At 67.9% G+C, this 23,384-nt stretch carries 22 protein-coding genes; 12 read left to right on the forward strand and 10 right to left on the reverse strand.

Annotation, left to right across the window (positions count from 1 at the left end; translation table 11 throughout):
- Positions 1–63: 63 nt before the first annotated feature.
- The 4 genes from DM818_RS08815 to DM818_RS08830 are packed head-to-tail and all read left to right on the forward strand — an operon-like array spanning position 64 to position 4,709.
- Positions 64–1,002, forward strand: coding sequence for a glycosyltransferase family 2 protein (locus tag DM818_RS08815; protein WP_075937124.1), 939 nt, complete (start codon positions 64–66; stop codon positions 1,000–1,002).
- Positions 999–2,228, forward strand: a complete 1,230-nt coding sequence (locus tag DM818_RS08820) for a nucleotide sugar dehydrogenase (RefSeq protein ID WP_153952590.1) — start codon at positions 999–1,001, stop codon at positions 2,226–2,228. Before DM818_RS08815 ends, DM818_RS08820 begins: the two co-directional genes overlap by 4 nt.
- Before the next feature lie 26 nt (positions 2,229–2,254).
- Complete coding sequence (locus DM818_RS08825) at positions 2,255–3,271, forward strand: hypothetical protein (protein ID WP_153952591.1); 1,017 nt, start codon at positions 2,255–2,257, stop codon at positions 3,269–3,271.
- Positions 3,264–4,709 carry a lipopolysaccharide biosynthesis protein gene (locus DM818_RS08830; RefSeq protein WP_158601447.1) on the forward strand — a complete coding sequence of 482 codons (1,446 nt, stop codon included), beginning with the start codon at positions 3,264–3,266 and terminating at the stop codon, positions 4,707–4,709. Before DM818_RS08825 ends, DM818_RS08830 begins: the two co-directional genes overlap by 8 nt.
- Here DM818_RS08830 and DM818_RS08835 read toward each other — a convergent pair.
- A complete protein-coding gene (locus DM818_RS08835) occupies positions 4,702–5,865 on the reverse strand; it encodes a glycosyltransferase family 4 protein (protein WP_123124353.1) in 1,164 nt (387 codons plus the stop codon). The two genes, DM818_RS08830 and DM818_RS08835, sit on opposite strands and share 8 nt — an antisense overlap.
- A 119-nt stretch (positions 5,866–5,984) precedes the next feature.
- Positions 5,985–6,863 carry a glycosyltransferase family 2 protein gene (locus DM818_RS08840; RefSeq protein ID WP_153952592.1) on the reverse strand — a complete coding sequence of 293 codons (879 nt, stop codon included), beginning with the start codon at positions 6,861–6,863 and terminating at the stop codon, positions 5,985–5,987.
- An 81-nt stretch (positions 6,864–6,944) separates the two neighbouring features.
- On the opposite strand from DM818_RS08840, the gene DM818_RS08845 reads away from it, so the two are divergent.
- A complete protein-coding gene (locus DM818_RS08845) occupies positions 6,945–8,687 on the forward strand; it encodes a class I SAM-dependent methyltransferase (RefSeq protein ID WP_172977310.1) in 1,743 nt (580 codons plus the stop codon).
- Here DM818_RS08845 and DM818_RS08850 read toward each other — a convergent pair.
- From DM818_RS08850 to DM818_RS08865, 4 genes are read right to left on the reverse strand one after another with little or no spacing between them, the layout of a single operon-like run.
- Positions 8,674–9,876, reverse strand: coding sequence for a glycosyltransferase family 4 protein (locus DM818_RS08850; RefSeq protein ID WP_123124352.1), 1,203 nt, complete (start codon positions 9,874–9,876; stop codon positions 8,674–8,676). The two genes, DM818_RS08845 and DM818_RS08850, sit on opposite strands and share 14 nt — an antisense overlap.
- Entirely contained in the window at positions 9,873–10,967 is a 1,095-nt protein-coding gene (gene wecB / locus DM818_RS08855; RefSeq protein WP_233571969.1) for a non-hydrolyzing UDP-N-acetylglucosamine 2-epimerase, read from the reverse strand. The genes DM818_RS08850 and wecB overlap by 4 nt, the downstream gene beginning before the upstream one ends.
- Positions 10,961–13,651, reverse strand: coding sequence for a nucleotide sugar dehydrogenase (locus DM818_RS08860; RefSeq protein ID WP_153952594.1), 2,691 nt, complete (start codon positions 13,649–13,651; stop codon positions 10,961–10,963). The genes wecB and DM818_RS08860 overlap by 7 nt, the downstream gene beginning before the upstream one ends.
- Positions 13,652–13,687: 36 nt before the next feature.
- Positions 13,688–14,146 (reverse strand): CopG family ribbon-helix-helix protein, encoded by a 459-nt coding sequence (locus tag DM818_RS08865; protein WP_123124350.1) that lies wholly within the window; start codon positions 14,144–14,146, stop codon positions 13,688–13,690.
- An 87-nt stretch (positions 14,147–14,233) separates the two neighbouring features.
- Between DM818_RS08865 and DM818_RS08870 the strand changes: the two genes are divergently transcribed.
- Positions 14,234–15,424 (forward strand): threonine synthase, encoded by a 1,191-nt coding sequence (locus DM818_RS08870; protein ID WP_123124349.1) that lies wholly within the window; start codon positions 14,234–14,236, stop codon positions 15,422–15,424.
- Complete coding sequence (locus tag DM818_RS08875) at positions 15,421–15,597, forward strand: hypothetical protein (protein WP_153952595.1); 177 nt, start codon at positions 15,421–15,423, stop codon at positions 15,595–15,597. Before DM818_RS08870 ends, DM818_RS08875 begins: the two co-directional genes overlap by 4 nt.
- On the opposite strand, the gene DM818_RS08880 is transcribed toward DM818_RS08875, so the two are convergent.
- Positions 15,587–16,663 (reverse strand): archaeosine biosynthesis radical SAM protein RaSEA, encoded by a 1,077-nt coding sequence (locus tag DM818_RS08880; RefSeq protein WP_123124348.1) that lies wholly within the window; start codon positions 16,661–16,663, stop codon positions 15,587–15,589. The genes DM818_RS08875 and DM818_RS08880 overlap by 11 nt on opposite strands.
- Positions 16,664–16,750: 87 nt before the next feature.
- Here DM818_RS08880 and DM818_RS08885 point away from each other — a divergent pair, with 87 nt between their 5' ends.
- Entirely contained in the window at positions 16,751–17,254 is a 504-nt protein-coding gene (locus DM818_RS08885; RefSeq protein ID WP_075937113.1) for a CoxG family protein, read from the forward strand.
- Here the strand turns inward: DM818_RS08885 and DM818_RS08890 are convergent.
- The 3 genes from DM818_RS08890 to DM818_RS08900 are packed head-to-tail and all read right to left on the reverse strand — an operon-like array spanning position 17,235 to position 18,503.
- On the reverse strand, positions 17,235–17,594 hold the full coding sequence (locus tag DM818_RS08890; RefSeq protein ID WP_123124347.1) for a VanZ family protein: 360 nt from the start codon (positions 17,592–17,594) through the stop codon (positions 17,235–17,237). The genes DM818_RS08885 and DM818_RS08890 overlap by 20 nt on opposite strands.
- On the reverse strand, positions 17,591–18,115 hold the full coding sequence (locus tag DM818_RS08895; RefSeq protein ID WP_075937111.1) for a CinA family protein: 525 nt from the start codon (positions 18,113–18,115) through the stop codon (positions 17,591–17,593). Before DM818_RS08895 ends, DM818_RS08890 begins: the two co-directional genes overlap by 4 nt.
- Positions 18,116–18,146: 31 nt before the next feature.
- Complete coding sequence (locus DM818_RS08900) at positions 18,147–18,503, reverse strand: nuclear transport factor 2 family protein (protein WP_075937110.1); 357 nt, start codon at positions 18,501–18,503, stop codon at positions 18,147–18,149.
- An 80-nt stretch (positions 18,504–18,583) separates the two neighbouring features.
- Here DM818_RS08900 and DM818_RS08905 point away from each other — a divergent pair, with 80 nt between their 5' ends.
- Genes DM818_RS08905 through arcS form a run of 4 tightly spaced genes read left to right on the forward strand, consistent with a single transcriptional unit; the run spans position 18,584 to position 23,361 of the window.
- Positions 18,584–19,684 carry a pyridoxal phosphate-dependent aminotransferase gene (locus DM818_RS08905; protein WP_075937109.1) on the forward strand — a complete coding sequence of 367 codons (1,101 nt, stop codon included), beginning with the start codon at positions 18,584–18,586 and terminating at the stop codon, positions 19,682–19,684.
- A 38-nt stretch (positions 19,685–19,722) separates the two neighbouring features.
- Positions 19,723–20,055, forward strand: coding sequence for a hypothetical protein (locus tag DM818_RS08910; protein ID WP_075937108.1), 333 nt, complete (start codon positions 19,723–19,725; stop codon positions 20,053–20,055).
- Positions 20,056–20,094: 39 nt separating this feature from the next.
- Entirely contained in the window at positions 20,095–21,573 is a 1,479-nt protein-coding gene (gene tgtA / locus DM818_RS08915) for a tRNA guanosine(15) transglycosylase TgtA (protein WP_123124346.1), read from the forward strand.
- Between the two features lie 33 nt (positions 21,574–21,606).
- Positions 21,607–23,361, forward strand: a complete 1,755-nt coding sequence (gene arcS, locus DM818_RS08920; protein ID WP_153952596.1) for an archaeosine synthase subunit alpha — start codon at positions 21,607–21,609, stop codon at positions 23,359–23,361.
- The last annotated feature ends 23 nt before the right edge of the window (positions 23,362–23,384 follow it).

Consider the following 23,384-nt stretch of genomic DNA (forward strand, 5'->3'; position numbering starts at 1 on the left):
CGACCGTAGCTCTACCGACCCCGCTCCGGAAGGCTTTCGCCCCGGGCCACCCCACTGCGTGGCATGCCGCTCGTCTCCGCCCTGATACCGACGTACAACCGCGCGGACCGCGTCGGCGGCGCGATAGACAGCGCCCTCGCACAGACCCACGACGAGCTGGAGGTCGTCGTCGTGAACGACGGCTCCACCGACGACACCCGCGCGGTGCTCGCGGAGTACGCCGACGACGACCGCGTCCGCGTCCGCCACAACGAGGAAAACCGCGGCATCGCGGCCACTTTCGACCGCGCCGCCGAGGTTGCAAACGGCGAGTATCTGGGTATCTTGGGCGACGACGACCGCTGGCGTCCCGAGAAGACGACCCGCCAGCTCGACCGCTTCGCCCAACTCGGCGACGACTACGGCATCGTCTACGCCGGCGGCGTCAGGGTCGACGACGACGGGCAAACGCTCACCGAAGTGCACCCGACGGTCCACGGGGACTGCTACCCCGAGATTCTCACCGAATTCCCCCTCGCACCCCACTCCAGTCACCTCCTCCGGGCGTCCTGTCTCGATGCCGTCGGCGGCTTCGACACCGACTTCCCCGAGGCCGTCGACTGGGAGGTGAACATCCGGCTCGCCCGGGAGTTCCGCGTCGCATACGTGGACGAGGTTCTTGTCGAGCGCCAGTTCCACGGCGGCAACGTCTCCGGCGGTGCTCTCACTGGCGACCCCGCCTATCAGGTCGCCGCCCGCGACCGCATCTGGCGGAAGTTCCGCGAGGAACTGCGCGCACACCCCGAGACGGAGCGCCGGTTCGCCGCGACCCACGAGAAACACCGCGGGCGGGTCGCCGTCGGAGACCGCGACCGGCGGCGCGCGACGGCTCACTTCCTCGCCGCCTCGTGGCTCGACCCCTCCGTCGAACATCTCGGCTCGCTCGCGGCCGCGACGATTCACCCCCGGCTATACGACGCCCTCGCCGGCCGCGAAACCTCGCCCGCGGAGGTGCTCGGATGAAGGTCGCCGTCGTCGGACTCGGTCACATCGGGCTGCCGACCGCGCTCCTGCTGGCCCGGCGACACGAGGTGGTCGGCGTCGACGTGGACGAGTCGCTGGTCGCCACCCTCAACGACGGGGAGCTACCTCTCGACGAACCCGGGCTCGATTCGCTCCACGACGAGGTAGCGGAGCGGTTCACCGCGGCGACGGAGCCGGAGCCGGCAGACGCCTACGTCATCACCGTGCCGACGCCGCTCGACCAGCGCGAGAACGTCGCCGACCTCGGCTTCGTCCGCGCGGCCGTCGAATCCGTCGCCGAGGTGGTCTCCGCGGGCGAACTCGTGGTGCTCGAATCGACCGTGCCGCCGGGGACCTCCGAGCGACTCGTTCAGCCGATTCTCGCCGACGCCGCCGATGACGTGCGGTACGCCCACTGTCCCGAACGGGCTATCCCTGAGCGCACGCTCGAAGAGATGACAGCAAACGACCGCGTCGTCGGCACCGACGAGCGCGCGACCGAGACGATTCGGGACCTCTACGCGTTCACCGACGGCGAACTCCATCTGACGGACCCGACTACGGCTGAGTTCGTCAAGCTGGCCGAGAACACCTCTCGCGACGTGGGTATCGCGCTCGCAAACGAGTTCGCGATGCTCGCCGAGGGTATCGGCGTCGACGCCCACGAGGCAATCGACATCGCGAACGAACACCCCCGCGTCGACATCCTGAACCCCGGCCCGGGCGTCGGCGGCCACTGTATCACGACGGACCCGTGGTTCCTCACCGGGGCCGATGCGCAGGCCCGACTCGTCCCCCTCGCTCGCGATATCAACGACGGGATGCCGGACCACGTGCTCGGACTCGTGCGCGAACAGGTGGCACACGTCCGCCGGCCGCGAGTCGCCGTGCTCGGCGTCGCCTACAAGGGGAACGTCAGCGACACGCGCGAGACGCCGGCCGGCCGGTTCATCCGCCGGGCCGAGAACGACGGCTACGACGTGCGCGTCCACGATCCCCACGTCGAGGCCTACGACGAACCGCTGGTCGACCGCGAAACCGCCCTTGAGGGCGCAGATTGTGCGGTCGTCATCACCGACCACGACGCCTTCCGTGAGCTTTCGCCCGCCGACTTCGACGGGATGCGAACCCGGACCGTCGTCGACTCGCGGAACATCCTCGCCCACGAGACGCTTCGAGAGGCGGGTATCTCGGTGTCCGTGCTCGGCGACGGGACGCAAGGCTAGTTAGGGTCGGGGTCGCAGACGGGGGTATGAGCGACGACGCCGACCCACTCTACCGGATTATCGCCCGCAAGGTGCGTGCAAACGGGCTGAATCCGCGCTGGTGGGTGACGAACGCGTACCCGTGGCTCCGCCGTCGACTCCGCGATGCTGCGTTTCGCGGGCTGATGGAGTTCCGGCGTCGCGACGCCTTCGACCACTACGAGGCCGAGTGGGACAATCTCGTCATCCTCGACGCCTGCCGGTATGACCTCTTTGCGTCCACGCACGACCTCCCGGGCGAACTCGAACAGCGCCACTCCAAGGGATCTGCGACCGCCGAGTGGCTCCGCCGTCACTTCGCCAACCGCGACGCCCACGACACCGTCTACGTGACGGCGAATCCGATGTATCGCGCGACCGAGTGGGTCGGCGCGGACCTCTCGGAGACGTTCCACGACGTTATCGACCTGACCGAGGGTGCGTTCGTCGAGGACGGCACCACGATGCCGTACACCGTCGCCGCCGCAGCCGCGTGGGCCGCAGATGAATACCCCGACAAGCGGCTGCTCGTCCACTTCATGCAGCCACATCACCCGTTCGTTAGCCGATTCGCCCGCGAACGCGGGCTGCTTGACCCCGAGATGCGCCTCCGACAGTTCGTCACCGACGGCGAGACCAAGACGGAGGTCCGGGCGTGGCGCGCGTGGGGCCGGCAGGTCGAGGAGGGGGAACTTCCCGTCGAGACGCTGTGGCGGGCCTACCGCGAGAACCTCAAACTCGCGCTCCCTGCTGTCCATGACCTACTGGATGCGCTTGACGGCCGAACCGTCGTGACCAGTGACCACGGCAACATGCTCGGTGAGCGCGCGACCCCGTTCGCCGAAACCGTCTGGGGCCACCCGCAGGAGTACCAGACGCCCGAACTGGTCGGCGTGCCGTGGCTGGTCACCAATCCCGACGCGCCGAGACGGGCGACGACGGCCGACCCACCAATCGACCGCACCGCCCGCGACGCCGCCGACGATGAACTCTCCGACCGACTCTCCGCGCTCGGGTATGCCTGACCTCGAAGGGCAGGCCGCCCGCGGCGGGCTGTGGGCGGCCGGCGAGACCGCGCTCGTCCGCGGGCTCGAACTCCTCCGATACGTCGCCATCGCCCGCCTGCTCGTTCCGAGCCAAATCGGGCTGTTCACGTTCGGTATCATCACCCTCTCGGTCGTCAAGCAGTTCTCGAATCTGGGTATCGACGCCGCCATCATCGCACAGGACGGCGATATCGACCGCCAACTCGATGCCGCCTTCAGCCTCCAAATCGTTCGCTCGCTCGTCCTTGCCGGCCTCCTCTACGTCGCCGCGCCGATTCCGGCCGCCGTCTTCGGCGATGAGTCCGTCGTCCGGCTCGTCCGGCTCATTGCTATCATCCCGCTCATCGATACGGTGGAGAACCCCGCGACCGTCGTCTTCGAGAAGGAGCTGAACTTCCGGCGGCGCTCGCTGTTCCGGATTTCGGGCGTGCTCGCGAACGCGGCCGTCTCGATTGGACTTGCCTACCGATTCCGGTCCGTCGACGCACTCGTGGCCGGAGTCATCGCCGGCGCGGCGGTTCATACCGTCGTCTCGCATCTCCTCACCGACCACAGCCCGTTTCCCTCGTTCGATATCGAACAGATGCGAACGCTGTTCGACTACGGCAAGTGGCTCACCGGCAGTTCCATCGTCTCGTGGATTTACCGGGAGGGAGACGACGCGCTCGTCGGGGCCGTCGTCGGGAGCGCCGGCCTCGCCTACTACCGGAGCGCGTTCCAGTTCGGGCAGGCCCCTCAGTCCGAACTCACGGGCGTCGTCAGCGAGGTGGCGTTCCCGACGTACGCGCAAGTGAAGGACGACGCCCACGCCCTGCTGGTCGGCTACCGGCGGACGCTCTCTGTCGCCGTGACAGCCGTCTTCCCTGCCGCCGCCGGCACCGCACTCGTCGCGCCCGCCTTCGTCCCGGTCGTGCTCGGACCGGGGTGGGAGCCGACGATTCGCCCGCTCCGGATTATCGCGCTTGCAGCCGTCGGTCACGCCGTCGCGGCCACCGCTGGCTCGCTCTGGCAGGCGCTCGACCGCCCGGACCTCTCGACGAAGACACAGACGCTCTCGATGGTCGTCCTCGCCGTGACCGCCGTACCCGCCACCCTCGAATACGGCGTTGTCGGCACCGCGACCGCCGTTACCGTCACCGCGTTCGTCGTCGCGCCGGTCCGCATCCTGCTCGTCGCGCGGCTGCTCGATACCTCGATTGTTTCGCTCCTGACGCCGGTCGCCGGACCGGCACTCGCGACGCTGTCGATGGCTGCCGCTGTCGCGCCGACGGTCACAGCCCTCCCGACGACGTTGCTCGGACTGCTCGGGAGTATCGGGGTCGGCGTCGTCGCCTACGGCGTGGCCATCCTGGTGCTCGACGTGACCCGGCTCGATACCCTCGCGCCAGTTCGGGAACTGCTCGACGCGCTCACCTGAGCAGCCCCTGTCCCGTGAGCCGTCGCTCCTTCTCGCGACAGAAGTCGGTCCACGTCGGGACGGCGTCCCGGTTCGGCGTCTCGTCGCTGTCGAGTCGCGCAGCGACGGCGTCGGCCCACGATTCGGGGTCGGGGTCGGCGACCGAGACGGCCGGCTCCGCAGCGAGTAGTTCCTTCGCGTAGGTGTCCATCGAGAGCACCACGGGCGTCCCGACGCCGTACGCCTCCAGCGGCGACAGCCCGTAGGACATCCACGCCGAGCAGCCGAACACGTCCGCGCCGGCGTAGTAACCCGGCAGGTCGGCGTCGTCGACGTAGCCGGCGAACGTCACCCGACCCTCGACGCCGGCGTCGGCGACCGCCTCGCGCAGTCGTCCCTCGTCCGGGCCGGTGCCACAGACGGTGAGTCCCACGTCGTAGCCACGCTCCGCGAGCCGAGCGACGGCGCGAATCTGGGTCTCGATGCGCTTGCGCGGGTCGAGTCTGCTCACCGACAGCAGGTCGTACTCGTGCTCGGAGAGCGCCCGGGGGTCGTGGCTGTCCAGCCACGCCGCGTCGATACCCGGCCGGACGACGGTGCTGTCGGCGTCGTACAGCCCGTCGAGTTCGCGGGCGACACGCTGTGAACCGGTGAAGACGGCCGCCGCCTTCCGGAGCCCGCGCCCGCGAACGCGCTCGCCAATCGTCGCCCACAGTCGTTGTCGCGCAGAGAGGTTCGGCGGGTCGTGGAACGTCCGGTGGCCCGGCACCTCCGAAACGAGTCGCTCGTAGGCCGGGGTGTTGACGTGCGGGACGAGCCGCGGGTCGTCGGGAAACCACAGCACGGAGCCGTGGACGTGGGGCGCATACGGCGTCCCGTCGAGACCACAACAGACGCTCACTTCCTCGGTGGCGTAGTGGGAGAGAACGAGGTCGGGGTCGCGCTCGGAAAGCAGGGGACGAAGCCGGCGAACCCCGCGCCACCCCTTGTGCGGGCGACCGTATTCGACCGCCTCCACGCTGTCTGGCAGCGTCTCTGCCACGTAGTCGGCGTCGTACTCCGGAGCGAACACCGTCACCTCGTGGTCGTCGGCGAAGTGGCTCGCCTCCTCGATGCAGAGCCGTTCCGCGCCGCCGGGGGGTGCGAGCGTGAGACCGAAGACGACGCAGATGTGCATACCCGGCGAACGCCGCGACGGAAAAAGTCAGTTGTGCTCGGTGTCGTTCGGCTACGGCAGTCGAACGGACAGGAGTGCTGTCCGGTTACGGCAACCGGACAGACAGGAGTGACGTTCGTCTACGGCAGTCGAACGGACAGATGCTTACTCGCGCGATAGGCTCGCCACCCGCCGAGCGCCGACGCGAGCGGGACGGCCCGCGCGGGCGTCGGCCGGGTTCGAAAGGCGCGCCAGAACTCACTGAGTGCGGCGCGACGCTCCCCCGACCGGAGCAGTTGTTCTCCGGCCTTGCGTGCCGTGTCCGCGACCGCCCGTTTGCGCGCCGCCGGATACTCCTCGTAGAGGGCAGCGTACTCGTCGATGATGTCGCGCCGGCCCTCGATGAGTCCCATCGACTTCCCGCGGGAGTCGGGTTCGACGGCGCGGGTGACGAGCAGGTCGTCGACGGCATTGAACGGGGTCCGCCGGGCGAGTTCGATGATGAGTCCGAGGTCGTCACCGCCGGGCCGGTCGGCGAGCGGGAGGAGCGACCGGAGCAGTTCTCCCTCCACCAGCAGCGTGGAGGTGAGACACGGCGAGGCGTCAAAGGCGAGTGCCGCGTCGAGCATCTCGCCCGTCGCTCGCGGGTAGCGCTCGTCGCCGTTCTCGAACCGGAAGCCGCAGAAGCCGACGCGGGCGTCGCTCTCGCGCAGCGACTCCATTCCGCGTTCGATACGCTCGGGGTGGAGTTGGTCGTCGTCGTCGAGCAGGTGGACGTACTCCCCCTCAGCGCGTTCGATACCGGCGGTGCGGGCGGGGTTCCCCCCGCGATTCTCGTCGAGCGCGAGATACGTCACCTCGGGGTGGTCCGCGACCGGGGCGGCGTGTCCTTCGCCGGAGTCGTCGACGACGACACACTCCACGTCGGGATGGGTCTGTGCCCGGACGCTCTCGATGGCGTCGGCGAGTCGCCCGTTGCGGTAGTGTGTGGGGATGACGACGGAGACGAGCGGGGCCATACCGTGCGTTCTGGCCCGGCAGGCGAATGCGTTTCGACCGCCAGCCGGAAGGCTGATTGTGCGACTCCCGGTGAAACCGGTATGGACGACCGGACGCGCCTGCTCTCCGAGTGGGTGGACCAACCCCCCGCCGGCCCGCTCGTGCAGTATCTCCGCGACGCCGAGCGACGCGCCGTTCTCGAGACGCTCGATTCGCCGACCCACGTGCTCGATATCGCCTCCGAGACGGGCGTCACGCGTGCCCTTCCCGATGACGCGGCCGTCACCCGCGTCGATTTCTCACCCGAGGCCAGTGCCCGGGAACGAGAGACGCTCGACGGCGTCGAGACGTTCGCGTCGACGACCCCCGAATCACCGACGCTTCCGTTCGGGCGGTCGCGGTTCGACGCCGCGGTGTGTGTCGGTCCCCTCGACTGGCGGTTTCTCGACGCCGACCACCTCTCGCGTGAGGTGAGCCGCGTCCTCACGCGCGGGGGGACCTTCGCCGTCACCGCCCCGACGCCCGAATCCCCCTACCACGTCGGCGGTCGCTACGAACTCACCTACCGGACCCCCGACGAGTTCGAGAGCGTGTTGGCCCCGCATTTCCACCCCAACGACCAGACGTACATCTACCAGCCGCCCGAGAAGGTGCAGTGGCTCGCGGGCACCCTCCCGACTGGCCTCGAACGGCGGGTCGCCGACTACGCGCAACGCCGGACGGAGACCTGCTCCCGTGACCGCGCCAGCTACGTCGTCACCGGGGCGACCGCGCCGGGCTACCGCGCCCGACTGGACGACGCGCTCGACTGTCTCCTTCGTCCGGTCGCCGAGCAGGGGTTCTTCGACCCCGAGACCGACCGCTTTCACGGCCGACTCGACTACTCGCTGACGGACACGGGCGCGATGCGCTGGCGCGCCGGCGAGGGGTCACGCCAACGGTACGGCCCGCTCGCCCTGCTCGGGGTGGCGCGCTGGCGACAGTCGCCGCTCGGCGACGACCGCTATGACGACCGAATTTCCCGGCTCGCCGACGGCTACGAGACGCTCGTCGAGACCGAGGGGGACGAGCTTCCGAGCTACGCGCTCGGCCCCCTGACCGGGGCGTTCGCGCTCCTCTCGATGGCCGGCTTCGACACGCTCTCGGTCGCAGAGGACGCCTTCGCCCGATCGCGCGACCGCTTCGCGTTCGACCACAGCGAGGACGGACTCCTGCTTCACGGCTGGAGCTATCTCCACGACGCGACCGGGGACCCGGTCGAGGTGACCACCGCCCTCCGCGAGGGAGCACAGGCCGTCGCCGCCCGACAGGACCCCGAGACGGGACTGTTCGCGTTCGACAACCCGACGACCGATCGCCACCAGAACCAGATGTACGTGCTCTGGGGGCTGTGTCGCGCTATCGAGGTAGCCGCCGGCGACGGCTATCTGGAGAACGCCACGGCCGTTCTCGACTACACGCTCGACGCGCGACTCCGCGAGGACGGCGCGCTCCTGTGGCTCGAACCCGGGCGCATCGAAGAGCTAAGTGTTGCACTCGGGCGCGGTGAGTACCCCCAGTGGAAGCTGCTGTTCGCCTGTCATCAGTCCTTCTTCGCCATCGCGGCGGCTCACTACCGACGCGCGGGCGGTGACCGTAACCTCGACAAACCAGTAGAGCGTGCGATGGCGTGGCTCCACGGGACCAACGACCTCGGGCGGGACCTGACCGACCTGACGGGACTCGGCGTGCCGGCCCGCCATCTCACCACCGACGGCCGGCTCGATGCGCCCCGCGAGCAGTTCAAGGGGGCCTACGAAATCGGCGCGTATCTGTTCGCGCTGACCGAACTCACCGCGTGGTGAGGTCGTCGTACACCCGGCGCAGTCGCTCGGCGTCGCGCGCCCAACCGTACTCCCCCTCGACGGCGCGGCGACCCGACTCGCCGTAGTGTGTGAGGTCTCTTCCGACCAGCTCCGAGATTCGCGCGGCGGTCGCGGTCGGATTCTCCGGCGGAACCACGACCCCCGATTCCGTCTCGCGGACGATACGACCCAGCGGGCCGACGTCCGTGACGAGCACCGGTGTTTCGAGCGCCATGTACTGAAACAGCTTGTGCGGCACCGTCGTCGCGGTGTGGCCGGTCTCGCGGTGTGGCACCGTCGCGAGGTCACTCGCCGCGATGTAGCGGGGCACGTCCGCGAAGTCGACCCACCCGGTGAACGTGACCCGGTCGGCTACGCCCTCCGATTCGGCTAGCTGCCGGAGCCGGCGGTCCGACTCCGGGCTTCCGGCACCGACGAGCAGGAGCGACACCTCTGGCGGCGTCTCTGGAAGCGCCCGAATCAGCGTCTCCAGCCCGCGGTGTGGCCCGAACGCGCCGACGTAGGAGACGACGAAGCCGTCGGGCACGTCATCGGGAACCGGCGTGTGGTCCATCGTCTCGATGCGGTCGAGGTCGACCGTGTTCGAGACGACGTGGACGCGGTCGGGGTCGCCGTCGCAGTCTGTGATGTAGTGATCGCGCGCCTCCTCGACGACCGTCACGAGCGCGTCCGCCTGCCCGACGGCCTCGCGCTCGGCGCGCTCGATGCGCGAAATCGGCCGGAGGAGTCGACCCTGCAGTCGCTCGAACAGCGACCGCTCGGAGCGGTACTGTGCCATCGCCGCCGGATAGTTCTCGTGGAGGTCGGCGACGACGGACACGTCACCGAGCGAACGGGCGACCCGCAGCCCCGTCCGGACCAGCGGGAGGTCGTGGACGTGGAGCACGTCGATATCGTGGACCGACGCAAACCGCCGCGCGCGCCGGAACCAGATGGCGTCGAACGAGCCGAACAGGTAGCTCGCGCGGTTCACCGCGCGGGTCGCCACGCTGTAGCCGTCCCAGTCGATGCGCTCGATTGCGACGCCGTCGACGGCCGCCGGCTCGGTCCCCTCGCCTGCGAGACAGAGCAGATACACCTCGTGGCCGGCTTCCCGGAGTGCCGCCGCCTCCTTCCGAACACGGATATCCTCCGGGTAGGTTCCCCGCAGGAGCATCCCGACCTTCATCCGTCCACCTCCAGACTCTCGACCAGCGCGTCGACGATACGCTCGCCCGCCCGTCCGTCGCCGTAGAGGTCCGGATGGCCGGTCATCGCGGCCCGCGCGTCGGCGTCGGTCGCCAGCGTCCGGAGCCGCGTTGCGAGATTCGACGGCTCGACCAGTTCGTTCACGCCGGCCTCGACCGTCTCCGGGCGCTCGGTGTTCGGCCGCACCGTGAGACACGGCGTTTCGAGGACGGACGCCTCCTCCTGTACCCCGCCGGAGTCGGTGACGACGACATGTGCCCCGTCGAGTAAGGCGAGGAAGTCGAGATACCCCTGCGGCTCCGCGAGCCGGAGCGAGCCGTCCGGCTCGACTCCGAGCGCCTCGATTGCGGTCTCCGTGCGCGGGTGGGCGGGGAGGACGACCGGTATCGGCGCGCCGTCGAGTGCGCCGAGAATCGCCCGCAGCCGGTCGGGAGCCTCGGTGTTGTGCGGCCGATGTATCGTCGCGAGCGCGTACCCGTCCGACTCGACGCCGAACCGCGAGCGCGCGTCGGACTGCTCGCGCGCGACGGGCGCGTGGTCGAGACACGCGTCCACGACCGTGTTTCCGGTCTGCGTGACGCCCACCTCGATGCCCTCGCCGGCGAGGTTGGCAACGGCGCTCTCCGTGGGGGCAAACAGCAGCTCCGAGAGGTGGTCGGCGACGACGCGGTTCACCTCTTCGGGCATGGTTCGGTCGTAGCTTCGCAGGCCGGCCTCAACGTGGCCGACGAGCGTGTCGCGTTTCGCCCCGGCCAGCGTCGCCGCGAGGACGGCGTTCGTGTCTCCGAGCGTGAGCACGGCTGCCGGTTCCCGTTGGGCGATATCGGCGTCGATACCGACGAGCCCGTCGGCGGTCTGTTGTGCGCCGCCGGTGCTGCCAACGTCGAGATTCACCGCCGGTTCGGGCAGCCCGAGCACGTCGAAGAACTCGCCGCTGAGCTCCGCGTCGTAGTGTTGGCCGGTGTGAAGCAGCCGCGGCTCCGTCGCCGGGTGAGCATCGAGCGCGCGAATCACCGGAGCCATCTTCACGAGTTCGGGTCGCGTCCCGACGACGGCGAGCACCGTCACCACGTCAACCCCTCGTAGGTCATCCCCTTGCGGGCCTCGATGATGCGCCGACCGTCAACGACGACCTGTCGCGCCATCGCGTCGAACTCGCCATCGAGGGCACCGAACGCGGGCCAGTCGGTGACGACGAGCGCGCCGACGGCTCCGTCGAGGGCACCGCTCGCGCTGTCGGTGTACTCAACGTCCGGGTACGCACGCGCCATCGTCTCGCTCGCGTCCGAGGGGTCGTACGCCGCCACCTCGGCTCCTCGTTCCTGTAGCCCGGCGATGACCGGCTTCGCGCGCGACCCGCGGATGTCGTCGGTGTCGGGCTTGAACGCGAGTCCGAGCACGGCGACGCGTTCGCCGGCCACGTCGACGTGCCGGTCGAGGAGTTCGAGCAGGCGGCGCGGCTGCGTCTCGTTCACCCCGACGACCGCGTCGAGCAGTTCGGGTTCGTAGTCGCGGTCGCGGGCGGCGGCCCGGAGCGCGTCGGTGTCCTTGGGGAAGCAGTTGTGTACGACTAACCCGTCCGTCGTCACGAATGTACTGTTATCTGCCACCTCAATTGAATACACCTCTGTCTCCGTCTGCTGTGTCGAGATTTCATTGACATTGACACTGAGCGTCCCGCCATCCGTGTATCCAATTGGTGCAATCTCCCGCTCGTACTGTTCGAGTCGATTCTCAATCTTCGCTTGCTCTTCTGGCTGGAACAACTCCGTAAGCGCAGCTATCTGTGCTTTCGAGCTGACGCGAAGGAAATGAGCGGGCTGGGTAGATTTCTCGGATTCGGACTGCTTGTAGCTTGGCACGATACCGAGACTGTGGAGGAGAAACTGCATCCCCTGGATGAGTTCCTCACTGACCGACCCGTAATCATAGACAACTGCATTCGAGTGGTTCGTATAGTTGATGTGGCCGTCTCCACGGAATAAGCCAGCCAGCAGTGCTCGCTTGTGTGTGGCCGTCTCGTCGTGTGCGATATCTGGTACAGCTGCCGAATATGACCCTGTTCCACAGCCAAGAGATTCGATGAAAGCTGCGAACACACGACTCGACACCTCAATTTGTGTCGAAGTCTCCTGTGTGTCTGTCCGGTAACGAATACCGATATCCTCAAAATACGTCTCTACGTCAGCTACAAGCTCTGGCTCATCGCTCGGATGGAAACTGATGAATAACCGACGGCGCGGGGTAGAGCCGTGCCCGGAACTGTCGTCGTGGATATGTCCTTCGCTGAGATAGTAGCCAATAAACCGCCAGAACGACTCGTCCGCATCGATAATTCCTGGGACGTAGGTCTGTCCGCCGCCACGGGTCGTGTAGAGACTGACTGCTGCCCGTGTAAGTGGAAGTGAAGACTCAAACTCAAGAAACACGTCAAGCGGAATGTAGTTGTTCCGGATGAACTCGTGGACGCGGTCGTAGCTATGATTGCGGTTGTACGCTTCCAATACGTCCCGAAGCTCATCTTTGACGGTCTCTAACTCGAAGTTTGGCTTGAGATACACTCGTTCGTTGTCGAACCGCGCCGCGTCTGCGACGAACTCGATGAGGTCAAACTGACCGACAGGGTTTGCTGGCATCGAATCGAGCGTCGGCAGTCGGTCTCCTTCCGTGAGGTTCTGTGCTTCTACCACCGCTGTCCCTCCATCGCTCGCGACCAGCATCGGGTGGTCGTGCGTGACGGTTACCGACTTACTCATGCTCGTCTCGATAGTGTGGAGCGGTCCTGTGTACTGTCGCTTCGTCGCGCCGGTGACTGGCTTGAACTCGAATCCGTCGCCATCGTGGCTGAGTACTGTGACATCTCGAACTGTCTCACCGTCGACGAACCGCTCGTGGAACTGCTCGAACGTAATAAGCTCAGTTTTGTCAGCCGTACGAATCAGAAGCCGCTGGTCCCCGGTGAGACAGCTACCCCCCCATCCCACCCCCGACCGGAGGAACTGCGCGCCGATGCGGTCGTCCAGTCCCATCGCCTCGGCCACCTCGTAGGAGTCGACGCCGTACTCCTTGCAGATGTTGCCGAGTTCGTTGATGAGCGAGACTTTCGCGGCGAGGAAGACGTTGTTGGCGTACTTCATCATCGCGGCCTCTCGGCGACCCGTCTCCACGACCGGCGGCTCGTCGGGAAGAGGTGCATACACCGCCCGGAGGGCGTCGAGCGCGCGGTCGTCGTCGGTGCCGAGTACGACCTTGTCGGGGTGCATGAAGTCGTCCACGGCGCTGCCCTGTGCCTGAAACTCGGGGTTGACCGCCGTCGCGAAGGTCTCGCCTTCCGGACCCGCGGCCTGCTCGATGCGCGGGACGACCTCCTCTTCGACCATCCCAGGGATGACGGTGGATTTGACGGCGACGGTGTGGAACGTCTCCTTCTGTGCGAGTGCCTCTCCGAGCGATTCGGCGGCGGCGAGGACGACCGACGGGTCGATGCTGCCGTCCTCGCGAGCGGGCGTCTGGACGGTGATGAACGAGCAGTCGGTGTCGCGGACGGCGGCGTAGTCGGTGGTCGCGGAGATTCGGTCGGCGTTCTCCGCGTACAGGGAATCGAGTCCGGGTTCGGCCATCGGTGGCTCGCCGGCCTCGATGCTCGCGACGACCGACTCGTCGATGTCGATTGCCGTCACTTCGTGGCCGAGCGCGGCCAGACAGCCGGTGAGGGTCGCGCCGACGTAGCCGGAGCCGATGACGCTGACGTGCATACGCCCGCTTCGCTACCCCCGGACTTCAGCGGTTCGCTACTCGTCCTCGCCGTGACTGTGCCCGTGACTGTGTCCGTCCAAGGCTCCGTCGAAGTCATCGACCGGGATGACGGAGTAATCGACCGAGAGGGTGTCCTTCGTCGCGCGAATCTTCCCGACGAACGTGGAGATTTCGTCCAGTTGTCCCTCGACGATGAACAGCTCCATGCAGTAGTGGTCGCCGACGTGGTTGTGGACGTTCGAGGTGACGAGTCCCTCGTGTTCGTGGCGCAACTGCATCATGCGCTGTTCGGCCGCCGACGTTTCGTAGTTGAACAGCACGGTGATGACGCCGATGAGCCGGCGGTCCTCCAGCCGCTTGTCCTCGAACTCGCCGAGCAGATTCCGGGAGGCTTCCCGGACGACCTCGCTCCGGCCCGTGTAGCCGTGCTCGTCGGCGAACTCGTCCAAGCGATTCAACAGCGACTCCGGCATCGACACGCTGACGACTGTCATATTGTGAACCCACGGCCGCTCAGCTGTTAATGATTGCTACTCTCAACAGGGGGACAAGAATTTCCTCCCGGCTCGCGTTCCACCGGTATGTCCGCCGAACGCGTGCGCGCCGCGACGCGGGTCTGTTACGCCTGTGGCGCGGCAACGACCGCCCCCGCCGTCCGCTGTGACTGTGGCGAACCGCTGTGGCTCCCTGAGGTCACCGACACGACCGAAACCGACGCGCCGGGCATGTGGCGACATGCCGGCCTACTGCCGGTCGATTCACCCGGCGGCGTGGCCGACGCCGTCGGTGACACACCGCTCGTCGCCCCCGACGCCGTGGCCGACTTCGCCGGCGTCGACGTGTCGCTCAAGCTGGAAGGCCACGCGCCGACCGGGTCGTTCAAAGACCGGGGGAGCGCGCTCGCCGTCGCTGCCGTCGAGGCCGGCTACGCGGGCGACGTGCGCGCGGTCGGCACCGTCTCGCACGGCAACATGGCGATGAGCACCGCCGCCTTCGCCGCGAGCGCGGACCTCCCGTGTGTCGTGCTCGTTCCCGACGACATCCCCGAATCGCGACTCGGCGTCATCGCGCAGTACGACCCGACAATCGTCCGCGTGGACGGCGACTACGGGCGGCTGTACGAGCGCTCGCTCGAACTCGGCCGCGAACACGACATCGCCTTCCTCAACTCCGACGTACCGCTGCGCGTCGAGGGGCAAAAGACCACGACCGTCGAGGTGTGTCTCGACGCGGCCCCCGACGTCATCGTCATGCCGGTCTCAAGCGGGGGTCACGCCAGCGGCGCGTGGAAGGCCGTCCGCGAACTCCACGCCGCCGGCCGCATCGACCGGATTCCCGACCTCCACTTCGTGCAGGCGAGCGCCTGTGCACCCATCGCCGAGGCGTTCGCCCGCGGGGACGATACCGTCGCGCCCGTCGAAGGTGGGGAGACAATCGCCTACTCGATTGCCAACGCCGACCCGCCGAGTGGCAATCGCGTGCTCGCCGCGGCTCGCGACACCGGCGGAACAGTCACCAGCGTCGACGACGACGCGACCCGCGCGGCCCTCGACACTCTCGCACGGGCCGGCATCAGCGTCGAAGCCTCGTGTGCCGTCGCGCTCGCCGGCACGCGTGAGTTGGTCCAATCGGGCCGACTTGACCCCGACGCCGAGGTAGCCACTGTCATGACCGGCACGGGGCTGAAGGAGGCGAGCGGTTCGGCCGACACCGCCCGCGCCACCGTCGACAGCCTCGATACTGTGCTCGGCGGGGTCGGAGTCGAGCGGTGAGCAGCCGTCGGACAGTCGCGACCGTGGGCGCGTTCGTCGTCGGATTTCTCGTCGTCGGTATCGCGACGACGGCACTGCTCGACCCGTACGTGTGGCCGTCGCTCGTGGTCGGAATCCCGGCAGGAATCGTCGCTGGGGTCGTCGCTGCCCTCGCCGTCCGGCTCAGTTCGTGAGCGGCGCGCCGAAGCTCTTCTCGCGGTCGAGCACCGTTTCGTGGGTGAGCTCACACTCACAGGACACCTGCTCGAACACCGAGGGGTCCTGTCGCAAATCGAAATCCTTGATGGCCTTCTGGACGCGGTCGTCACACTCCCCGCAGTTGTGGGGACCGCGGTCGGAGCCGTGGCCGACGGGGTCGGAGACGACGATTGCGTCGGCGTCGGCCGTCGCTTCGAGCACCTCGCAAATCGACCACAGCCACGGCGGCCGGTAGCCGCCGTCGTGGTAGAGTTCCTCGACCATCGTGTACCGCTGGACGTTGGTCGGGTTCATCGAGACGGTGTGACACCCCTCCACGTCGGCACACCGGCGCACGGAGGCTTTCATGTCCGCGACCGCCTCGCGCTCCGTGAGGAACGGCGGCTTCAGGAGGAGATACGCCTTGATGCCGGCGTCGACGGCCCGCGCCTCGTCGCAGGCGGTCTCGAAGTCGGCGAAGTCGAAGTACTTGTTCACGCAGTCGTGGCGCACCCGGTCGGTCGCGGTTTCGAGCCCGACGGCCACGTCCGTCTCCAGTCCCTGCTCGGTGAAGTCGGTCAGCTTCTCGCGCTCCACGAAGTCGGGCAGCGACTCCACGACGATGCGCTCGCGGTCGCTGAACGTCTCACCGATGGCAGCACGCGTCTCCGCCGGCACCTCGCGCTCGTCGAGGAAGGAGCCGGAGGTGTAGATTTTGATGAGTTCCGCGGGCTCGTCTGCGTTCTCCGTCTCGTGGTCGAGACAGTGCTGGATTTGGGTCAGCAGGTTCTCGTGGCCGACGCTGCCGCCGTCGACGGACTCGGCGACGTAGCCGCACATCGTACAGCCGCCGGCGCGTGCCCACCGACAGCCGCCGGTGTTGAGGATGATGGTGAGCGACTGTTTCACGCCGTCCGGGGTGTTGTCCTCGTCGAGCCAGACGCGGGTCGGCTCGGTCGGGTCGTAGGTGTTGTCGTTTCGCGCCCGAATCTCCCGCATCGCCGCGTTGTGGGCGTCCATCCCCCGGTTCGACTCGTAGACCTCGGGGCTCGGCTTACTCATTGTGTCGGTTAGCGGGTGGCCGCTGAAAGCCGTGTCGGGTGCCGGTCGCCCCGTCACTCTACATGCGATGGCTCCGTTCGTTGCGACATGGCAGGCGAGCGTACGAACCGGGACGCCACGAACGTCTCCGTGACCGTCGAGCGACGGCTGGACGCTCCCCCCGAGGTCGTGTGGGACGCCATCGGCGATATCGACGTGACCAGAGCGATGCTCCCGGGGTGTGAGGAACTCGACTTCGGCGTCGACCGCGACCACGTCGAGGCCGGTGACGAGGGCACCGCCACCATCGCCATCGGTATCGGCCCCCTTTCACCGTCGTTCGAGACGGACGTGAAAGTGCTCCGGCGCGACTACCCGAAGATGGCGATCACCGCCAGCGGGAGCGCCGCCGGCTCCACCTTCGACACGACGGCCGACCTCAGCCTCGCCGAGGTCGAGGGCGGCGAGCAGACCGACGTGACGTGGGACGCGACCGCCGCCGTTTCCGGCCGCGTCGAGGCCTTCTCCGGCGCGCTCAAGCCCGTCGTCGGCGAGGTGGCACAGCGCTTCTTCGAGCAGCTCGACGACCACGTCACCGACCGAACCGACTGACGACGGCGGTACCGACTGCCGCGCCGACCGCGTCGGCGAGTACGTCTCCGACCGAGAACGCACGACTCGCGAGCGGCAACTGGAGACACTCGATGAGGACGCCGTAGCCGACCGTCGCCGCGAACGCCACGACCAGCCCCTGCACGCGTGGTCGGTCGCCGACTTGGAGCGCGTAGCCGAGTGCGCCGGCGAGCACGGCGTACCCGCCCAGGTGTTGCCACTTGTCGAGGCCGACACCCAGCAGCGTCGGCGTCGCGCCGCCGCTCGTCGGGACGAGACTCGCGACCAGAATCACCCCGGCGACGACCGCGACGAGGAGCCACCGACGCCGCGGGGTCACTGTCCGCGCTTTCCTTCTACGGCCGTCAACAGGTCCTCCAACGCCTGCCGAGCAATCTGTTCTTTCACCTCGAGTCGCGTGCCGTCGAACTCGTGGCGGCGCACCCGCGCGAAGGAGTCCTGTGTCCCCCACTCGCCGCGGTAGGCGACGCCGATGAACACCGTGCCGACGGGCTTCTCGTCGCTGCCGCCGTCGGGACCGGCGATACCGGTCGTGGAGACGCCCCACGTCGTCCCCGCAGTATCGCGCACGCCACGGGCCATCTGGCGGGCGACCGGCTCCGAGACCGCACCGTGTTCATCGAGCGTCTCGCGGGGAACCCCGACGAGGTCCATTTTCGAGTCGTAGCTGTAGGTTGCGAGCGTCCGGTCGAAGTAGTCGGAGGAGCCGGGCACGTCGGTCAGATACGAGCCGATGAGTCCCCCCGTACAGGACTCGGCGGTGGCGACGGTGGCGTCCGTCGCGCGCAGCGGCTCGGCGATGCGTTCCTCGATCGGTGGCTCGGCGGCGAACTCGCGCATACCCGGGGGTTCGTGTGCCGGACGCTTCAAACTACACCGCGCCGGTGTCCGTGTAGGTCCACCGCTCCGTAATCAGTCCGTCGTCGTCGAACCGATGGTGGTCGGCGAAGCCGAACGCGACCGTCTCGCCGTCCTGTTTCCCCTCGAACGTTCCGCGTACGGCGACCGTGTCGTCGCCGACGGTGAGCGACTCGACGGTGTGTTCCCCCTCCGAGAGCGGGCGGTCCTCGCGGTAGAACCGCTCGAACTCGGCCATCCCGTCGAGCGAGGGCTGGCCGGGCCGGTGGTAGGTCACGTCGTCGGCGAACAGCGCGAACACCGACTCGAGGTCGTCGGCGTCGATGTGCTCGTAGTAGTCGCGGATGCGTTGTGCGTCAACGTCGGCCATACGCGAGAGTGTGCGGTCGCGAGCAAAAGCGTTCGGCTCGCAGACAAAAGCGCCAAAGCCGACGGGGGCCAACGCCGGCTATGGACGACGACAGGCCACTGTTCTTCCACGTCATGGCCTACGCCGACGACGCCGACCACGACGTCATCGACATGGTGAGCGGCGACCCCGACTGGGAGCCGCCGACCGCACTCCGCGAAGGGCTTCGCGAGTTCGCCGACGCGCCCGTGGCCGACTACCAGTATCCGCCCAGCGAGGGTCGCGGTGACCTCCGCGACCTGCTGGCCGACCGCCACGACGTGCCAGTCGAGCGGCTCGTCGTCACGAACGGCGGCGGCGAGGCGAATCACCTCGCGATGGCCTGCGGCCTGGAGGCCCACGCCGGCAACGAGGTCATCCTCACGGACCCGGTGTATCCGTACTACGCCGACCGCGCCGAACTGCTCGGGGCCGACGTGACCTACGCCCCCGTCGCCGACGACGGTGCGCTCGACCCCGAGACAGTGCGCGCGGTCGCGAGCGAGGAGACCGCGCTCATCGTCGCCTGCTCGCCGAACAATCCGACCGGCGCAGTGTACGGCGAGTCGGTCAAGCGCGAGTTGACCGACATCGCCGAGGCGAACGACGCGCTGTACGTCAGCGACGAGGTGTACGAGGCGTTCGACTTCTCGGGGCGGTTCCACTCCGCGCTCGCGTTCGACTCCGAGAACGTCGCCGTCACCAACTCATTCTCGAAGGCGATGGCGACGACCGGACTGCGGGTCGGCTACGCCATCCTCCCCGACCACCTCGTCGACCCGGTGCGCACTCGGCACATGCTCACCAACGTCGCCGTCACCGCCCCCGGTCAACACGCCGCGCTGAAGGCGCTCCGGGAGACGCCCGACGACTACTACGCCGAGACGCGCGCCATGCTCGAATCCCGCATCGAGCACTTCTGTGAGGCGCTCGATGCGGCCGGCGCGGAGTACATCCAGCCACAGGGAGCTTTCTACGTGCTCGCGCGGTTCGACGGCTTCCCCGGCACGCTCGACAACACCAAACGGCTCATCGACGAGGCGGGCGTCGCGGGGATGCCCGGCGACGCCTTCGGCAGCGCCCGCGAGGAGTGGCTCCGGTTCGCGCTCGTCTCGCCCCGGGCCGACGAGGCCGCCGACCGGCTCGCGGCGTATTTCTCCTGAGCGGCGGATTCTTCCGTCCCGCCTCCCTTCCATCGAATATGAGTGAAGACCAAGACGCGACCATCGTGTACGAACGCGGCGAGGAAGTCGTCGAGGAGACCGTCCCGAACAAGCACCTCGTCTACTTCCAGGACCACTGGGTGCTCCACGCTGGCGAGGACGACGACGGCGTCCGCGTCCGGCGGATTCCCCGCGAGCGCGTCCAGTACGTCGAGCGGTCGGTCGGCGAGTTCGGCGACGAGGTGTCGACGCTGAAGAACCGCGCCCAGACGCTGGCCGACGACCTCCGCGACCGCCTGCTCGGCGAGGGTGAGACCCACGAGTCCCACGACGAGGAGGAGCCGACCCACATCAACGTCGCGGACAAGTAGAAACGACACGCTTACCGGCGGCTCCGGCACAAGGGCGGTATGCGCGACTGCTTCGAGGTTCGGGACTACGACGCCGCCGGCCGCATCGGCGAACTCACCGTCCCGCGGGCGGGAGTCACCGTCGAGACGCCCGCACTCCTCCCCGTCATCAATCCGCATCTCCAGACCATCGCGCCGAGTGAACTCGAACGCGAGTTCGGCGCGGAGATGCTCATCACGAACGGCTACATCTTCTACGGCTCCGACGACTACCGCGAGCGCGCCCTCGATGAGGGACTCCACGACCTGTTCGATTTCTCGGGAGCCATCATGACCGACTCCGGCTCCTTCCAGCTCGCCGAGTACGGCGACATCGACGTGGACACCCCCGAGATTCTCCAGTTCCAACGCGACATCGGGAGCGACATCGGCACGCCCGTCGACATCCCGACGCCGCCGGACGCGAGCCGCGAACAGGCGACCGAGGAACTCGCCGAGACCGAGACCGCCCTCGAAATCGCCGAGGGTGTCGACGTGGGCGAGATGCTCGTCAACGCCCCGATTCAGGGGTCGACGCATCTCGATCTCCGGGAGGCGGCGGCGGCCCACGCCTACACGACCGACCTCGACGTGTTCCCCATCGGCGCGGTCGTCCCCCTGCTGAACGACTACCGCTACGACGACATGGTGGACGTCGTCGCCGCGGCCAAGCGCGGGCTGGGTGCCGACGCGCCCGTCCACCTGTTCGGGGCCGGCCACCCGATGATGTTCGCGCTCGCCGTCGCGATGGGGTGTGACCTGTTCGACTCGGCCGCCTACGCGCTGTACGCGCGCGACGACCGCTACCTGACCGTTCGGGGGACGAAGCAGCTGGCCGATATGGATTACTTCCCCTGCTCGTGTCCCGTCTGTACGAGCCACGAGCCGAGCGAGATTCGCGCGTGTGCCGACGACGAGCGTGAGACCTTACTCGCCCGCCACAATCTCCACGTCACCTACGCGGAGCTCCGCCGCGTCAAGCAGGCGATTCGGGAGGGGACGCTGCTGGATCTGGTCGACGAGCGCGCCCGCTCGCACCCGACGATGCTCGACGGCTACCGCGCCATGCTGGAGTACGTCGACCAACTGGAGGAGACGGACCCCGTCCGCAAGGACAGCTTCTTCCACACCTCAGCCGAGAGTGCGCGCCGCCCCGAGGTGTTGCGCCACCACGAGCGGCTCGACCGTATCCCCGTCGAGGGCGACGACGTGTTGCTCTCCGAGGGGGCGAAGAATCGCGGCTTCGACGCGACGTGGCGGCTCAAACCGCCCTTCGGCCCGTTCCCGCGGCAGCTCTCGAAGACGTACCCGCTCACCGCGCAGGTTCCGGACCGGCTCTCGCGGGAGGCGTACGAGGCCGCCGCCGACGGTATCGCCCGGCTGGTCGACGCGAACCCCGGGACAACGTTCACGGTCGCACACTTCGACTGGCCCGAGAGCGCGCTCGCACGACTGCCGGACCTCCCGCTCGTCGACCTGAGCGAGGAGGACGCGAACTGAAAGCGAATTAAAGACGCGTCTCGTTTCGAGTTTATGACCGACTACTTCGAGGTTCACGACCGGGACGGCCCGGCCCGGCTCGGTGAACTCAGACTCACCGACCCGGTTCGGACGCCCGCGCTCGTGGACGACGTGCTCCACGACGCCGGCAGCCTCTGGCGCGAGGAGCAGCCGACGCCCGAGGGCGACGAGAGCAAACTGACCGTCCTCCCGCACCGCGCGTTCCCGGCGGGGACCGACGAGGGCGTGAAAGACGCGTTCCAGGTCGCCTACGACGACGTAGCGTTCCCGAGCGCAGCCGTCGTCTCCCCGGAGACGGCCCGCGACTTCGGGGCCGACGCCTACGTGCTCTCAGGCGGTCCGGGGCTGTCGGGGTACGCCGAGGGGTTCGTCGACGCGCTGCTCGAAACGAAGACACAGATTCCTGCCGACACCGGACTCTACGTCTCGGGCATCGCAACCCCTGCAAACGTCGCCACGCTCGCGTACGCGGGCGTCGACCTCTTCGACGGCGACTACGCCTACACCCGCGGCACGGAGGGCTTCTATCTCCACACCGACGGCGAATCCTTCCTCGAAGACCTCGATGAACTCCCGTGTGCCTGCCCGGCCTGCCAGCAGCCGCGCAGGGAGTTCGACCACCGCGACTGCGCAGAGCACAACGTCAACGCCCTGCGCGCTGAACTCTCTCGCGTCCGCCAGCGCATCCGCCGCGGCCGGCTCCGCGATTACATCGAAGGACAGGCGCGCCACGAGGCGTGGACGACGGCCCTGTTCCGGCGACTCGACGGCGAGTACGCCTACCTGGAAGAGCGGACGCCGCTCTTGCGCCGACAGGACATCCTCGCCGCGAGCGAGGACACCCTGAACCGGGTCGAAATCCAGCGGTACGCCGACCGCGTCACCTCCCGGTACGTCCCCCGACTCGACGACCGGCCGCTCGTCATCGTCCCGTGTTCGGCCCGGAAACCCTACAGCGACTCACAGAGCCACGAGCAGTTTTCTCGCGCCATCTCCTACCGGGGTCACGTCGTCTCGATGACCTCGCCCATCGGCGTCGTGCCGAACGAGCTCGAACTCACCTACCCCGCCCAACACTACGACTCGGTCGTCACCGGCGACTGGACCGAAGGCGAGTACGCCTTCGTCGCGGCCGTCCTCGAACGGTATCTCGACCGGAACCGCGACGCCTACACCGACCTCATCGCGCACGTCCCCGAGGAGTATCGCCCAATCTGTGAGCGCGTCGAGGAGTCGCTGGGTGTCTCCTTCCAGTACACCGTCACCGACCACCCGACGACTGGGGAGTCGCTCGCCGCGCTCTCGGACGCGCTCGACGGCTACGACAGCTTCCGGATGCAGGAGCGCGAGCACGCGACCGTCCGCGCCATCGCCGACTACCTCATCGGCCACGGGGCCGGCGACGAGCTGTTCGACGACATCGAGACGGGCGGACGCTACCCGAAACTCCGGGTCCACAAGGACGGTGAGCAGTTGGCAACGCTCGTCGCGCAGTACGGCACCCTCTCGTTTACCATCGCCGGCGCGCGCGAGTGGGTCGCGTCGGACGTGCCGACGAAGACGGTCGAAATCGACGCGTTCGTCCCGCAGGGGAGCGTGCTCGCGCCGGGTATCGTGGACGCGAGCGACGAGATTCGCGTCGGCGACGAGGTCGTCATCGAGGGGCCGAAGGCCTTCGCCGTCGGCCGCGCCGAGATGTCCGGTCCCGAGATGACGGATTCGACGCGTGGGCTGGCCGTCGAGGTGCGCCACTGCGAGGAGCGGTGACCCCACATTCCCAAGCCGCTCGA

Source organism: Halosegnis longus (assembly GCF_009663395.1).
Lineage (GTDB): Archaea > Halobacteriota > Halobacteria > Halobacteriales > Haloarculaceae > Halosegnis > Halosegnis longus.